We start from the raw sequence: 14,088 nt of genomic DNA, 5'->3' as shown, positions 1-14,088 counted from the left end.
GACGGCCGGTCACTTGCTGCGAACCTGCGAGAAGCGTCCGATGACCTTGGCGGCGATGTTGAGGACCGCGATCACGAGGATCAGGGTGAGTGCGGCGCCCCAGATCCGGTCCGCGCCTGCCTGCGTCGGATTGTTCATCTCCGACACCATGACGCCGGGCAGGGTGCCCATCTCGCCGCCGAAAAGGTTGAAGTTGATGAAGGGCGCGTAGCCCACGAGGATCAGTAGTGGCGCCGTCTCGCCCATCACGCGGGCGAGCGCGAGCATGATGCCCGTGATGATGCCGGGTGCGGCGGTCGGCAGCACGATACGCGCGATGGTCTTCCACTTGGGCACACCGAGCGCGTACGACGCCTCACGCAGGTCCTGCGGCACGATGCGCAGCATCTCCTCGGTGCTGCGGACCACGACGGGCACCATGAGCAGCACGAGTGCGAGCGCGACCGCGAAGCCCGACTTGGGCATTCCGAAGGTCGCGACCCACAGCGCGAAGATGAACAGCGCCGCGACGATCGACGGCACGCCGCTGAGGATGTCGACCATGAACGTCGTGACGCGGCCGAGCCGCGACTTGCGGTCGGCGTATTCGACGAGATAGATCGCGACGAACACGCCGAGCGGAATCGAGATGACGGCGCACACGAGGCCTTGGAGCAGGGTGCCGACGAGCGCGTGGTAGATGCCGCCGCCCTGCGACGATGCCGTGAGGCCGCTGAGCGAGTGCGTGAACCACGTCGACGACGTCAGCGCGGGGAGGCCCTTCGCGATGACAGTGACGAGGACCCAGACGAGCGGCACGAGCGCGACGAGGACCGCGAGCGACACGAGGACGGTCGCGGTGATGTTGCTCAGACGCCTGCGCAGTCCGACGCCCTGAAAGGTGGTCGTCTTGATCGGCTGGTCGAGTGTCGAGGTCATGGGTCAGTCCTTCGCCTTTCCGGCGATCACCATGCGCGCGCCCGCGTTGACGACGAACGTGAGCACGAACAGCACGAGGCCCGCGGCGATGTACGCGCCTGCCTGGATGTCGTTGTTGAACTCGGCGTATCCGAGCGCGATCTTCGACGCGATGGTCGAGCCGCTGTCGAACAGCGACCAGCCGAACGGCAGCGACGTCGTGCGCAGGATCAGGTACAGCGCCATCGTCTCGCCGAGCGCGCGACCGAGGCCGAGCATCGACCCGCTGATGTACCCGGACTTGCCGAACGGAAGAACAGTGGTGCGCACCACTTCCCATCGGGTGGCGCCGAGCGCGAGAGCGGCCTCGATCTGCGTCGTCGGCGTCTGCACGAACACCTCGCGCGTGACCGCCGTGATGACCGGCAGGATCATGACGCCGAGCACGATGCCCGCCGTGAAGATCGTGCCACCGCCCGCGATCGAGCCACTGCCGGTGGCGAACAGCGGGATCCACGCGAAGTTCTCGTTGAGCCACAACGCGACCGGACTGATCGCCGGTGCGAACACGAGCAGACCCCACAGGCCGTAGACGACCGAGGGAACGGCGGCGAGCAGGTCGATCACGTAGGCGAGCGGCCGTTTGAGCCAGCTCGGGGCGTACTGAGTCAGGAAGATCGCGATGCCGAGCGCGACGGGCATCGCGAGCACGAGCGCGAACAGCGACACGAGCACCGTGACCTGCAGCAGGTCGAGGACACCGAACGCCATGTGCTCGATGTCGACCGTGGCCCACTCGCTGCTGGTGAGAAAGTTGACCTCGTTGCGCGAGAGCGCCGGAATCGCACGCCACACCAGGAAGAACCCGATCGCGGCGATGACCACGGACACGAAGATCGCCGAGCCGGACGACAGTGTCTTGAAGATGCGGTCACCCGGCCGGGTGGGAATGTTGCGGTCGCCGGGCGGGGTAGGTGCGCCTGCACCGGGATCGGTGCCGACGTCGGCCCCAGTCGAACTCAAGTCGGCCTCCGCGATGCCGTTCGGACCGCGGCCGCCGGCTCGGCGCGAAGCCGAACCAGCGGTGCGGGATGTCGGTCTGACGGGCGCGTCACTCATGTGCGCTCACGTTCTTCTCCTGCTTCCGAATATAACCGGGCATCGAGGGTGCAGCTCTCCGCGGCGGGAAAGGCTGCGCGTCCGCACTCAGGCGATCGCGTCGATCGACGCCGTGAGCCGCGCCTTGACGGCGTCCGGCAGCGGCACGTACCCCTGCTCGTCGAGGCCCTGCTGGCCCTCGGCGACGGCGCTGGTCAGGAAGGACTTGACCGCGGCCGCGGTGTCGGCGTCGTAACCCTTGGAGCACACGATCTCGTAGGTCGCGAGCACGAGCGGGTACGCGTCGGCCGTGGTGTTGCCGTAGATGGAGTCGAGATCGAGCGTGAGATCACCCACACCCTCGCTCTTGAACGACGCTTCCTCGATCGCCTTGCCTGCGGTCTGCACGTTCAGCTCGACCGGGCCCGCACCGTTGTCGATCTTCGCGACGTCGAGACCGTTCTGCTTCGCGAACGACTCCTCGACGTAGGTGATCGAGCCGGGCCCGCCCGAGACGGCCTGCGCGACACCCGCCGAACCCTTCGCTCCCTCGCCGGTGCCGCCGGTGAAGTCGGAGCCGGCACCGCTCGTCCATGCCCCCTTCGACGCCACCGTGAGGTACTGCTGGAAGTTGTCGGTCGTGCCCGACGAGTCGGACCGCACGATCGGCGTGATCGGCTGGTCGGGCAGTGCGACGCCCTCGTTGAGTGCCGCGATCGCCGGGTCGTTCCACGTGCGGATGGTCCCGTTGAAGATCTTCGCCGTCGTCTCGGCGTCGAGCACCAGGTCGTCGACGCCGTCCAGGTTGTAGGCGAGGGCGACCGGGCCGAACACGAGCGGAAGGTTCCACGCCTCGCCACCGGCGCACCGCTGCTGGGCCTGCTCGGCCTGCTCGCCCTTGATCGGGGAGTCGGAGCCGGCGAAGTCGATCTGACTCGCGAGGAACTGCGTGCGTCCGTCGCCCGAACCGCTCGCGGTGTAGGCGACGTTGACGTTCGCGTCCTTCTGCTGGCACGCGGCGATGTAGGTCGCGACGAACTGGTCCATCGCGTTCTTCTGCGCCGACGAGCCCGCGCCGCCGAGATTGGCCTTGCCCTCGCACGAGGCCGACGAGTCGGACACCTGCACCCCGCTGGCCGCGCTGTTGTCGTCGCTGCCGCACGCGGTGAGTGTCATGGCGCCGATCGCAACCATGCCGACGACCGCCGCACTCCGCTCGAGTTTCACGTGTGTCCTCCGAGGTAAGACGCAGGCCACGCTGCGCGTGGCGTCACATGCCTGCACGTGCCGGTGCACGTGCCGACCGGACGGCGGGTGCCGCCCGCGACTCAACGTAGGGGCGCGGGGTGTCCGGATCCGTCACACCGAGTGAACGGAAAGTGAACAGACGTGCCCGCTATCGCGCGCGGGTGTATGCGACGTCGGTGTGGAAGCGCGCGAAGCCGAGGCGCTCGTACGTGCGCAGTGCGGCGGTGTTGTCGCCTTCGACGTACAGCAGCACGTCGGCGAGGTCACGGTCGCGCAGATAGCGCAGGCCCGCGATCGTGAGCACCCGGCCGAGACCGCGCCCCTGCGCGGCGGGGTCGACGCCCACGACGTACACCTCGCCGATCGCGGGTTCGCTGCCTTCGGCCGGATGCACCTTCGTCCAGTGGAAGCCGAGCAGCCGCGCGGGATCGTCCGCGTCGAACGCGAGAAACAGCCCGTCCGGATCGAACCACGGTTCGTCGCGTCGCTCGGCGACGTCGCCCTCGGTCCACCGGCCCTGTTCGGGATGCCACGAGAACGCCGCGGCATTGACCCGCAGCAGCTCCGCGTCGTCCTGCGGTCCGCGATAGGTCCGCAGCGTGACCCCCTGCGGTACTTGCACTTCCGGCAACTCCGGCTGTGCGAGCGGGCGTCTCATCTGCAGTAGTTCGCGTGCACCGGTCAGCCCGAGAGCGGCGGCGACGGCCCGCGCCGCGGGAAGGTCGCCGTGCGCCCACACGCGGGTGTCCGGATCGCCCGCGAGCACCTCCGCGACGAGCGCCGTTCCGATGCCCTTGCCCCGCGCGTCCGGGTCGACGACGACCTCGGCCATCGGCGGGTGTTCGCCCTGCCCCGGCACGAGCTGCGCGTAACCGAGCACGGTGCCGTCACCTCGCCACACGAGGTGACGGGCGTCGCCTCGGCCGTGCAATGCGTGCTCGCCCTGCTCGGAGACGGCCGCCGTCCCGTCGGCCGCGACAGCGCGCGCGAGAATCGCGTCGATCGCGGCGACGTCGTCCGCCGACACCGAGTCGAACCATTCACCCGAGCCGCCGGTCGCTTCGGCCCCTGCCGTGTCGTCGCGTGTCATGCCGTGACCGTACGTGAGCTCAGAGTGTCGAGTCGTCCATCGTGGGTGCCGGGGCGACGTCGGGGTCGTCTTCGTCGGGCACCATGACGCCCGCCGTCTTGCCGCGGGTCGCCGGGCGCACGGCCTTGTAGCCGACATTGCGCACCGTGCCGATGAGCGATTCGTGCTCGCTGCCGAGCTTCGCGCGCAGCCGTCGCACGTGGACGTCGACGGTGCGGGTCCCGCCGAAGAAGTCGTACCCCCACACCTCCTGCAGGAGCTGCGCGCGGGTGAAGACCCGGCCCGCGTGCTGCGCGAGGTATTTCAGCAGCTCGAACTCCTTGTAGGTGAGGTCGAGCGGTTTGCCGCGCAGACGCGCGGTGTAGGTGCCTTCGTCGATCACGAGTTCGCCCAGCGTGATCTTGCCCGCGGACTCGGGGCTGGCCGCGCCACCCGAACGCCCCACGAGCAGACGCAGTCGCGCGTCGACCTCGGCCGGGCCCGTACCCGGCAGCAGGATGTCGTCGACCCCCCAGTCGGAGTTGACCGCGACGAGGCCGCCCTCGGTGAGCACCGCGACGACCGGGACCGCCGAACCGGTGCTGCCGAGCAGGCGGCACAGGCCCCGCGCAGCGGCCAGATCGGTACGCGCGTCGACGAGCGCGACGTCCGCCGAGCCGGCTTCGAGAAGCGACGACACCTCGGTGGGCGCGGGGCGCACGCCGTGCGCGAGGAGCGCGAGCGAGGGCAGGACGGACTCCGGGTTCGGATCGGAGGTGAGAAGCAGCAGCTCCACACGACCTCCTTCTGTCAGCCATCGTGCCCGGGCACGATGGCCGGGCCGTCTTTCACGACCGTCGGGCCGTCATCCGAGGGTGGAACCGTCACGACCGGTCGGAGACAGAGTAACGGCCCACCCGCGGTTATGCCGCTGCTGACCCCTTCGCCACGCCCCGCGCTCGCCGCGCGGGGCGCGCGCCCCGAACCTCACGGACTCCGTCCGTCACAATGGTCGGGTGCGCAAACTCGTGATCGGTCTCGCCCTGCTGATCGGACTCGCCGTCGTCGTCGACTTCGGTGCGGCCGCGTACGCGGAATACCGCGTCTCGCGGCAGGTACGGCACGGCGCCGACCTCCACGCCGATCCCGAGGTCACCGTCCGCGGCTTCCCGTTCCTCACCCAGGTCGCCAACGGCCGCTACGACGACGTGTCGATCCGTGCGCAGGGTGTGCACAGCAATACTGTGGGTGAAGTCACGGTCGAAGCGAACCTGCGGGGCGTCGAGGCGTCACTGTCCGAACTGGTCGACGGTTCGGTCGAGAACCTGCCCGTCGAACGACTCGACGGGCGGTTGCTGATCGGCGCGACCGAGCTCGGCCGCTTCCTCGGCATCCCGGACCTGCAGGTGTCGGCTCCGCCTGCGAGCAAGTCCGACGGCACCGGCGGCTCGGGCGGCTCAGGCATGACGACGTCGGGCGGCGTGGTGCTCACCGGCACGGTCCCCGTCGGCCCGCTCACGACCACCGTGTCGGTGCAGGCCGACCTCGTGCTGCAAGGCGACGAGGTCCAGATCGTCGCGTCCGACTTCTACTTCGGCCCCGAGGGCCATGCCGACTTCACGGTCCCCGAGCCGCTGGCCCCGACCGTGCTCGGGCTGTTCACGCGCACGATCGACACCCAGGAACTGCCGTTCGGGGTGCGGCCGACCAAGGTCACCGCGGAGGGATCGCAGATCGTGATCGAGGGCGTCGGGGACAACGTCACGATCGACCTCCGGGAGATGCAGAACCTGTGAACGTCACCACCGTCGCCGTGCTCGTCGTGGCCGTGCTCGCGGCGCTCGCGGTCGGGCTGGTCCTGCAGAATCGCCAGGGCAGGATCCGCGCGAGCAGCGCTCAGGCGCCGCACGCCGACGCGGCCGGCACCCCGGATCCGCGCCCATCGGCACTCGCCGATGCGGGCGTCGAGGCGGTGCGTGCGCCCTCACCGTCGGGGCCGGTCGTGCTGCATTTCTCGGCCGACTGGTGCGGCCCGTGCGCCGCGGTACGCCGCGTCGTCGGGCAGGTGCTCACCACCTTCGACGACGCCCCGCACCCGCCTGTCGAGTGGGAGGTCGACATCGACGAGCACCCTGCACTCGCAAAGGAATTCGGCGTCCTGTCGTTGCCGACGACATTCGTCCTCGACGGCGACCTCGCCGAGCGCTTCCGCATCGCGGGCGTGCCCAAGGCCGGCGAACTCCGCGCAGCTCTCGAGCCGTTCACGCAGGCCCGGGGTTCCGCATCCGGAAACAACGGGTAAGCTGTCCCCCGTGCAAGCCCGCCACGAGCTGATGCTCACCCGACGCCGCGCAGTCGACCTGTGCCGCCTCGGGGCTTGTTGCTGTACCTGTCGCTGATCACTGCGGCCGCCGCGCCCTCGTCTCTCGGCGCGTTCGCCCTCGCCCGGTGATCCACCTTCCGTCGGCCCCGTGTGGGCTCTCCCGGTTCGTACGACCAGCGCAGGAGCACCATCCATCATGACCAGCACCCTCTCGGCCGAGCAGGTCGACGTTCGCGGCCCCCGATTCGCCGCGTGGACCACGACGGCCGTACTCGTCGTCGTCCTGATCGTCGCATCGCTGTCCACCACGGCCGCCGCGATTCTGCTCGCGTTGCAGACCGTCGTGTTCGCGATCGGTGCGGCACTCGGCCCGCGGCGCAGCCCGTACGGCACGCTTTTCGCGGCCGTCGTCGCACCGCGCCTCGGTCCGCCCACCGAGCGCGAGCCCGTCCCGCCTCTCAAGTTCGCGCAGTTCGTCGGCTTCGTGTTCGCGGCCGTCGGCACGCTCGGTTTCGCATTCGGTGTCGGCACGCTCGGCGCCGTCGCCACCGCGTTCGCCCTGTTCGCGGCACTGCTCAATGCGGCCTTCGGCATCTGCCTCGGCTGCCAGATCTACCCCCTGGTCGCGCGTCTTCGCGGCGCGTGACTCCCCGATCTCGATCCCGCACCATCACCACCCCGAAAGGAACACCATGGCTCGCTCCGACGTCCTAGTCTCCGCCGACTGGGCAGAGCAGAACCTGCACGCCCCCAAGACCGTCTTCATCGAGGTGGACGAGGACACCAGCGCCTACGACGGTGGCCACATCGAGGGCGCGATCCGCCTCGACTGGCGTAAGGATCTCCAGGACGGTGTGCGCCGCGACTTCCTGAACCAGCAGCAGTTCTCCGACCTGCTGTCGGCGCGTGGCGTCGCGAACGACGACACCGTGGTGCTGTACGGCGGCAACAACAACTGGTTCGCGGCGTACGCGTACTGGTACTTCAAGCTGTACGGCCACAAGGACGTCAAGCTCGTCGACGGCGGCCGCAAGAAGTGGGAACTCGACGGCCGTCCGCTGTCGAAGGACCCGGTCACGCGTGAGCGCACCGAGTACAAGGCCGAGGCCCCCGACCTGTCGATCCGCGCGTTCCGCGACGAGGTCATCGACGCGATCGGCAACAAGAACCTGGTCGACGTCCGCTCCCCCGACGAGTTCGCCGGCAAGATCCTCGCGCCCGCGCACCTGCCGCAGGAGCAGGCGCAGCAGCGTGGCCACGTCCCCGGTGCCATCAACATCCCGTGGAGCACCACCGCCAACGAGGACGGCACGTTCAAGTCCGACGACGAGCTCGAGCAGCTCTACAAGGACAAGGGCTACGACGAGACGAAGCCCACGATCGCGTACTGCCGCATCGGCGAGCGTTCGAGCCACACGTGGTTCGTGCTCAAGGAGATCCTCGGCAAGTCCGACGTCAAGAACTACGACGGCAGCTGGGTCGAGTACGGCTCGCTCGTCGGTGCTCCCATCGAGTTGGAGGTCAAGTAACCATGTGCGGTGCCCCCGTCCAGACCCAGACCCTGCCCGCAGGTGTCGACGTCGAGAAGGAAACGGTCATCACGGGCCGTGTCCTCGCGACCGACGGCCAGCCGATCGGCGGCGCGTTCGTACGTCTGCTCGACGGCAGCGGCGAGTTCACCGCCGAGGTCGTCGCGTCCGGCACCGGCGACTTCCGGTTCTTCGCCGCTCCCGGCGAGTGGACCGTGCGTGCGCTGTCGTCGGCCGGTAACGGCACGGCGAAAGTAAGCCCGCAGGGCCCCGGCGTCCACAATGTCGACGTCACGGCGGACGAGCCGAAGTAGTTCGTTCCCGTTCTCCGCGAATGCCCCGGTTCGATCGCGAACCGGGGCATTCGTTGTGTTCCGAGGCCTTTCCCGGACCCCGCACGGTATGCACCGGACACCGTGACGGCAGGCACCGGGCGAGGTTTAGGATGGAGCCGTGGTCATCCTCTTCGAAGTACTCCTCGTCCTGTGCTGTCTGCTGATTACGTGGTTCACGCTGTACGCGATCTACCGACTGGTCACCGACGAATCGTGACGTCGGGGGAGAACACCGGGGCCGAGAACGCACCGGACGAACAGCGGGTCGTCCGGGGTAGCGGCGATGCCGCGGTCGCGAATGCCGCCGAGCGCGCGAAGGAAACCGCGGGCCGCAACATCCCGTCGTTGCCCGGCCTGCCGCTCGCTGCCGACACCGCAAACCTCCGCGAGGGGCCGGATCTCGACCATGCCCTGCTCGCCGTGCTGCCGCTCGTCGGTGTGTGGCGCGGCGAAGGCGAAGGGCACGACCCCGAACTCGGCGACTACCGCTTCGGACAGCAGATCGTGGTCTCGCACAATGGTGGCGACTACCTCGCGTGGAACTCCGAGTCGTGGGTTCTCGACGACGAGGGCAAAGCCGGCCGCGAAGACCTCCGCGAGACCGGCTACTGGCGGGTCAGCGGCGATTCCACCGCGGGCGCCGAGAACGACGAGGTGATCGAGTTGCTGCTCGCGCACAGCTCGGGCGTCGTCGAGCTGTACTACGGCGAGGCCCGCACGCAGTCGTCGTGGGAACTCGCCACCGATGTCGTCATCCGCAGCACGTCCGGTGCGCTCGTGGGCGGTGCGAAGCGGCTGTACGGCATCGTCGAGGGCGGCGATCTCGCGTACGTCGAAGAACGCGTGCTCGCCGACGGCGAACTCGCGCCGCGCGCGTCCGCGCGGCTGCAGCGCTACATCGGCTGATCAGGCAGATCGACACGCCTCCGGACATGGGACAGCCCCCGAGCCGTTCCACATCCCGCAGGGGACGCGAACCCGGTCTGGACTGACCGGGGGCTCGGGGGCCGGGTAGCTGCCTGGGATTCGCCGGCCGCATGCGCGGTGGGTGAACCCTCGGCGTGACTACACGACGGTGGACCACCGTCGGAGTTTGCGGCTAGCTGGCAGCCACCTCACGTGTCCAACAGTCATTCATGTCTCGGACCACCTCCTTCCTCGTGTACGCCCGAACGTACTCGCGGCTCACGGGGCAGGCAACGTATTTTCCGTCGCCTTCCCGTCGAGGGTGAGAACGACGTCGGCGTCGGTACCGGTGGGCAGCTGATGCGTCACGACGACCACCGTGCGCGCCTCGTCGACCAGTCCGCCACCGCGCGACAACAGGGCCCGCAGCAGCTCGGCGCCCGCGGCCGCGTCGAGGTGTTCGGTGGGCTCGTCGAGCAGCAGGATCGGTGCGGGCGAGAGCAGCGCCCGCGCGAGCAGCAACCGACGACGCTGACCGCCGGACACGGCGCGCATCCCCCCACCGAGGCGCGTGTCGAGGTCGTCGGGCAGGTCGTCCAGCCACTCGGCGAGGCCGACTCGGTGCAGCGCGTCGCGCGCCTCCGCTTCGCCGACGTCGCCGCGCACGACCCGCAGGTTCTCGAGCACCGAGGTGTCGAACACGTGCGCGTCTTCGGCGAAGAACTGGAGGTGCCTGCGCAGATCGCCGGGCGCGATCGACGCTTCGTCTACACCGTCCACGGTCACCGTGCCGGACACCGGCGGCAGCAGCCCGGCAAGCGTCATGAGCAGGGTCGTCTTGCCGACCCCGCTCGGTCCGACGACCGCGATGCGCGCGCCGGGCCCGAGGTCGAGGTCGATCGGCGGGGTGACGCGGCCGCCGGGCCAGCCGCAGCGCACCGCGTCGGCCCGCACCACGCCCGTGCCGTCCCACGCCGCACCGCCGGTCGGCTCGGCGTCTCCCGCGGCGTCGAGCAGGTTCACGACACGTCTCGCGGCGCTGCGTGCGTGCCCGAGGGCTTTCGCTGCGTCCGGCAGCGGCGCCGTCGCCTCGAATGCCGACAACGGCAGCAGCACGAGGATGCCGAGCGCCATCGGGCTCATGTCGGTCGATCCGTAGAGCGCCGTGCCGATCACGAGCGACGCGAGGACACTCGCGCCGATCGCGAGTGGTGTCGCGGCGGCGGCGAACGCATTCGGCACCGCGCTGCGGTCGCGTGCGTCGCACGCCGCACGTTCGGCTGCGCTCGCGCGTCCGAGTGCCGCGTCGAGATGTCCCGTGACGCGCAGTTCTGCTGCGTGATCGAGTGCGGTGACCGCGGCGTCGGCGTACCGGGCACGCGACCCGACCGTCCGCTCCTCGGCCGTGCGCGCGGCGCGCGCGGACATCATGGGCGCGGCGACGCCGGATGCGACGAGCGCGAGCGCGAGGACGGCGGCCGCGGCGGGCGAGATGACGGCGAGCACGCCCACCGCGGCGAGCGCGAGCACGACGGCGACCGCGATGGGGACGAGCGCTTTGACGATGACGTCGCCGATCGTGTCGACGTCGGCACCCGTGCGCGCGAGCAGGTCGCCGCGGCGCAGCCCGGCCGCCGCCGAGGGCTCGCCCTCCGCGAGTCGCCGGTACAGGCCTGCGCGCGCCGCCGTCGTACCGCGCAGCGCGGTGTCGTGGGTACTGAGACGTTCGAGATAGCGGAACAGGCCCCGTGAGATGCCGAGCGCGCGGACCGCCACGACCGCGACGGTCAGGTCGAGCACCGGCGGCATCTGCCACGCCCGGGTGATGAGCCATGCCGACAGCGCGGCGAGCGCGAGCGCGCTGCCGAGCGTCGCGATGCCGGCCAGGATCGACCGCGTGACGCGCCACGCGTCGAGTTCGAGGAGGCCGAGCGCGCGAACGAGCGGGTCAGCGGTGCGCATGCGCGACCTCCGCGTGGACTTCGACGATGCGGTCGGCCACGGCGAGCACCGACCGGCGGTGCCCCACGACGATCACGGTGCGGCCTTCGGCCGCGAGTGCCTGCAGCGAGTTCAGGACGGTGCGCTCGGCCGCCGCGTCGAGGTGCGCGGTGGGTTCGTCGAGCAACAGCACCGGGCGGTCGGACGCGAGCGTCCGGGTGAGCGCGAGCCGCTGCCGTTGGCCGAGCGAGAGGCCGACACCGCCGGTGCCGACCATGGTGTCCCACCCGTTCGGTAGTTCGTCGACGACGGCGTCGAAACCGGTCTCGCGACACACGCGCGCGGTGTCGTGCACGGGCCCGGCGAGATCGAGGTTGGCACGCACGGTGCCCGGCACGAGCACGGGATGCTGCGGCAGCCACGCGACACACGACCACCACGCGTCGAGGTCCAGTACACCGACGGGCACGCCCCCGATCGACACCGAACCCGAGTCCGGCTCGGTGAGGCCGAGCACGACCTGCAAGAGGGTCGACTTGCCCGCGCCGTTGGGACCGGTGAGGACGGTGAGCGTCCCGGGTTCGAAGGTCGCGGAGAAATTTGCGGGTGCGTCGCCGCGGCGCGCGGCGACCGACACGCCGTCGACGACGATCGACGCGGGCCGTTCCGGGGGTGTGCGGATGCCACCGGCCGCCGACGCGGGCGGCGCGGCGTCGACAACGGCGAACGCGCGGCCCGCGGCGGCAAGACCGTCCTCGGCGGCGTGGAACCGTTGGCCCACCATGCGCAGCGGCAGGTACACCTCGGGCGCGAGGATCAGCGCGACGATGCCGGGTTCGAGTTCCATGTTGCCGAACACCAGCCGCAGCCCGATGCCGACCGCGACGAGCGCGACGCTCAGTGTCGCGAGCAGCTCCAGCACCATCGACGACAGGAAGGCGACGCGCAGGGCCGACATCGTGGTCCGGCGGTGTTCGTCGCCGAGCGCGCGCACGCGGCCTTCGGGGCCGCGCTCGCGGCCGAGCGCACGCAACGTCGGCAACCCCGCGAGCAGGTCGAGCAGTTGTGACGACAGTGTCGTCATCGCGGCGAGCGTGCGCTGCGACCGGCCCTTCGTGAGCATGCCGATGAGGATCATGAACACCGGGATCAGCGGCACCGTGATCGCCACGACGATCGCGGACGTCATGTCCTGCCACGCGATCACCGCCCACGTGATCGGGGTGAGGGTGCAGGCCGCGACGAGCGCGGGCAGGTAACCGGTCAGGTACGGCGCGAGGGCGTCGAGGCCGCGGGTCGTGACGGTCGCGATGTCGTCGCGGCGCGCGTCGAGCTCCCGCGGCGGCATCCTGGTCGCCGCGGCGAGCACTTCACCCTTCAGTTCGGCGACGACCCTCCCGGCCGCACGGTCCGCGTACCGCGTCTGCAGCCACGACGCGGCGACCCGTACCGCGATCGCGATCGCGAGCACCGTCAGTTCGCCCGACCAGTGCGAGAGCGCCACCTCGCGCGTCGTGATGACGCCCGCGAGCACGCGCCCGACCGACAGTGCGATTGCGACGATCGCGAGCACGTCGACGAGTGCGAAGACCGTCGTGGACACGAGATAGCCGCGCACGGAGGCGGAGTACCGCCACAGCCGCGGGTCCACCGGGCCGCGGGCGCGCTCGCGCGCGGGCTCGGTGGCTGCGGCCGTACTCACTTGCGCTGGATCTGCAGACCCACCGACGGCGGAATCTGCTCGGTCGAGATGCGTTGGCGGAACACCCAGTACGTCCAGCCCTGGTAGATCAGCACCACCGGGGTGATCAGCACCGCGGCCCACGTCATGACGACGAGCGTGTAGTGACTCGACGACGCATTGTCGACGGTGAGACTGAACGCGGGATCGAGCGTCGACGGCATGACGTCGGGGAACAACGACCCGAACAGCAGGACGACGGTGCCGATGATCGCGATCGTGGTGAGCACGAAAGCCCAACCTTCACTGTCGATCCGCACGAGCGCGACGACGCCGACGAGTGCGACGGCCGCGAGTACGAGCGGCACCCACGTCCATCCGCTGCCGTGCGCGAACTGCGTCCACAGCACGAACACCGCGGCGACGACGAGCGTGGGGATCGCGAGACGCCGCGCCCACGACACCGCATCGGTGCGCACCTCGCCCGCGGTCTTGAGCGCGAGGAACACGGCCCCGTGCAGCGCGAACGCGAGCGTCGTGGTGAGGCCGCCCAGCAGCGCGTAGGGATTGAGCAGATCCCACAGCGGAGAGAGCACCTGCTTGTCCTCGTTGATCTCGACGCCGCGCACGATGTTCGCGAAGGCGACGCCCCACAGGAACGCCGGGACCCACGAGCCGATCACGATGCCCCAGTCGGCGCGTCTGCGCCATGCGGGATCGTCGATCTTGCCGCGCCATTCGATCGCGCAGATCCGCAGGATGAGTGCGACGAGGATGATCAGCAGTGGCAGGTAGAAGCCCGAGAACAAGGTCGCGTACCACTCGGGGAAGGCCGCGAACAGTGCGCCGCCCGCGGTGATGAGCCACACCTCGTTGCCGTCCCATACCGGGCCGATCGTGTTGAGGACGACGCGTCTGCGTACCTCGCCGTCGGGCCGCGAGCGCTTGCCGATGATCGGCATGAGCATGCCGACGCCGAAGTCGAAGCCCTCGAGCACGAAGTACCCGGTGAACAGGACGGCGATGAGAATGAACCAGAATTCGGGGAGTCCCATGACCGT

Annotated in this window: 14 protein-coding genes; 6 read left to right on the top strand and 8 right to left on the bottom strand. The window is 69.8% G+C overall.

What is annotated here, in order from left to right; all coding sequences use genetic code 11:
• Positions 1–9: 9 nt before the first annotated feature.
• The 5 genes from pstA to HCA44_RS06165 form a co-directional block, all read right to left on the bottom strand.
• The gene (pstA, locus tag HCA44_RS06185; RefSeq protein ID WP_169647642.1) at positions 10–918 is read right to left on the bottom strand and encodes a phosphate ABC transporter permease PstA; all 909 of its coding nucleotides are present in this window, start codon (positions 916–918) and stop codon (positions 10–12) included.
• Positions 919–921: 3 nt separating this feature from the next.
• On the bottom strand, positions 922–2,016 hold the full coding sequence (gene pstC, locus HCA44_RS06180) for a phosphate ABC transporter permease subunit PstC (RefSeq protein ID WP_169647641.1): 1,095 nt from the start codon (positions 2,014–2,016) through the stop codon (positions 922–924).
• Between the two features lie 87 nt (positions 2,017–2,103).
• Positions 2,104–3,222, bottom strand: a complete 1,119-nt coding sequence (pstS, locus tag HCA44_RS06175) for a phosphate ABC transporter substrate-binding protein PstS (protein ID WP_169647640.1) — start codon at positions 3,220–3,222, stop codon at positions 2,104–2,106.
• A gap of 169 nt (positions 3,223–3,391) precedes the next feature.
• Entirely contained in the window at positions 3,392–4,333 is a 942-nt protein-coding gene (mshD, locus tag HCA44_RS06170; protein ID WP_169647639.1) for a mycothiol synthase, read from the bottom strand.
• Between the two features lie 19 nt (positions 4,334–4,352).
• Positions 4,353–5,108 carry a response regulator transcription factor gene (locus HCA44_RS06165; protein WP_169647638.1) on the bottom strand — a complete coding sequence of 252 codons (756 nt, stop codon included), beginning with the start codon at positions 5,106–5,108 and terminating at the stop codon, positions 4,353–4,355.
• Positions 5,109–5,328: 220 nt separating this feature from the next.
• Here HCA44_RS06165 and HCA44_RS06160 point away from each other — a divergent pair, with 220 nt between their 5' ends.
• The 6 genes from HCA44_RS06160 to HCA44_RS06135 all read left to right on the top strand — a co-directional run bounded on the left by HCA44_RS06160 (position 5,329) and on the right by HCA44_RS06135 (position 9,405).
• Positions 5,329–6,108: an LmeA family phospholipid-binding protein gene (locus HCA44_RS06160; RefSeq protein ID WP_169647637.1), complete on the top strand. Its 780-nt coding sequence runs from the start codon at positions 5,329–5,331 to the stop codon at positions 6,106–6,108.
• Positions 6,105–6,614, top strand: coding sequence for a thioredoxin family protein (locus HCA44_RS06155; protein ID WP_346764598.1), 510 nt, complete (start codon positions 6,105–6,107; stop codon positions 6,612–6,614). Before HCA44_RS06160 ends, HCA44_RS06155 begins: the two co-directional genes overlap by 4 nt.
• A gap of 217 nt (positions 6,615–6,831) precedes the next feature.
• On the top strand, positions 6,832–7,281 hold the full coding sequence (locus tag HCA44_RS06150) for a DUF4395 domain-containing protein (RefSeq protein ID WP_169647636.1): 450 nt from the start codon (positions 6,832–6,834) through the stop codon (positions 7,279–7,281).
• 46 nt (positions 7,282–7,327) lie between these two features.
• Positions 7,328–8,164: a sulfurtransferase gene (locus HCA44_RS06145; RefSeq protein ID WP_169647635.1), complete on the top strand. Its 837-nt coding sequence runs from the start codon at positions 7,328–7,330 to the stop codon at positions 8,162–8,164.
• Positions 8,165–8,166: 2 nt separating this feature from the next.
• Complete coding sequence (locus HCA44_RS06140) at positions 8,167–8,478, top strand: DUF1416 domain-containing protein (RefSeq protein ID WP_169647634.1); 312 nt, start codon at positions 8,167–8,169, stop codon at positions 8,476–8,478.
• A gap of 231 nt (positions 8,479–8,709) precedes the next feature.
• A complete protein-coding gene (locus HCA44_RS06135; RefSeq protein ID WP_169647794.1) occupies positions 8,710–9,405 on the top strand; it encodes an FABP family protein in 696 nt (231 codons plus the stop codon).
• A 279-nt stretch (positions 9,406–9,684) separates the two neighbouring features.
• Here HCA44_RS06135 and cydC read toward each other — a convergent pair whose 3' ends face one another.
• The 3 genes from cydC to cydB are packed head-to-tail and all read right to left on the bottom strand — an operon-like array spanning position 9,685 to position 14,082.
• Complete coding sequence (gene cydC, locus HCA44_RS06130) at positions 9,685–11,367, bottom strand: thiol reductant ABC exporter subunit CydC (protein ID WP_169647633.1); 1,683 nt, start codon at positions 11,365–11,367, stop codon at positions 9,685–9,687.
• Entirely contained in the window at positions 11,354–13,048 is a 1,695-nt protein-coding gene (cydD, locus tag HCA44_RS06125) for a thiol reductant ABC exporter subunit CydD (RefSeq protein WP_169647632.1), read from the bottom strand. Before cydD ends, cydC begins: the two co-directional genes overlap by 14 nt.
• Positions 13,045–14,082, bottom strand: a complete 1,038-nt coding sequence (gene cydB, locus HCA44_RS06120; protein WP_169647631.1) for a cytochrome d ubiquinol oxidase subunit II — start codon at positions 14,080–14,082, stop codon at positions 13,045–13,047. The genes cydD and cydB overlap by 4 nt, the downstream gene beginning before the upstream one ends.
• Positions 14,083–14,088: the final 6 nt, after the last annotated feature.

Origin of the sequence: Rhodococcus sp. HNM0569 (assembly GCF_012726205.1) — a bacterium.
Lineage (GTDB): Bacteria > Actinomycetota > Actinomycetes > Mycobacteriales > Mycobacteriaceae > Rhodococcus_F.
Note: the sequence above shows the minus strand (reverse complement) of the source record. Positions and strands in the feature narration are given on the sequence as shown.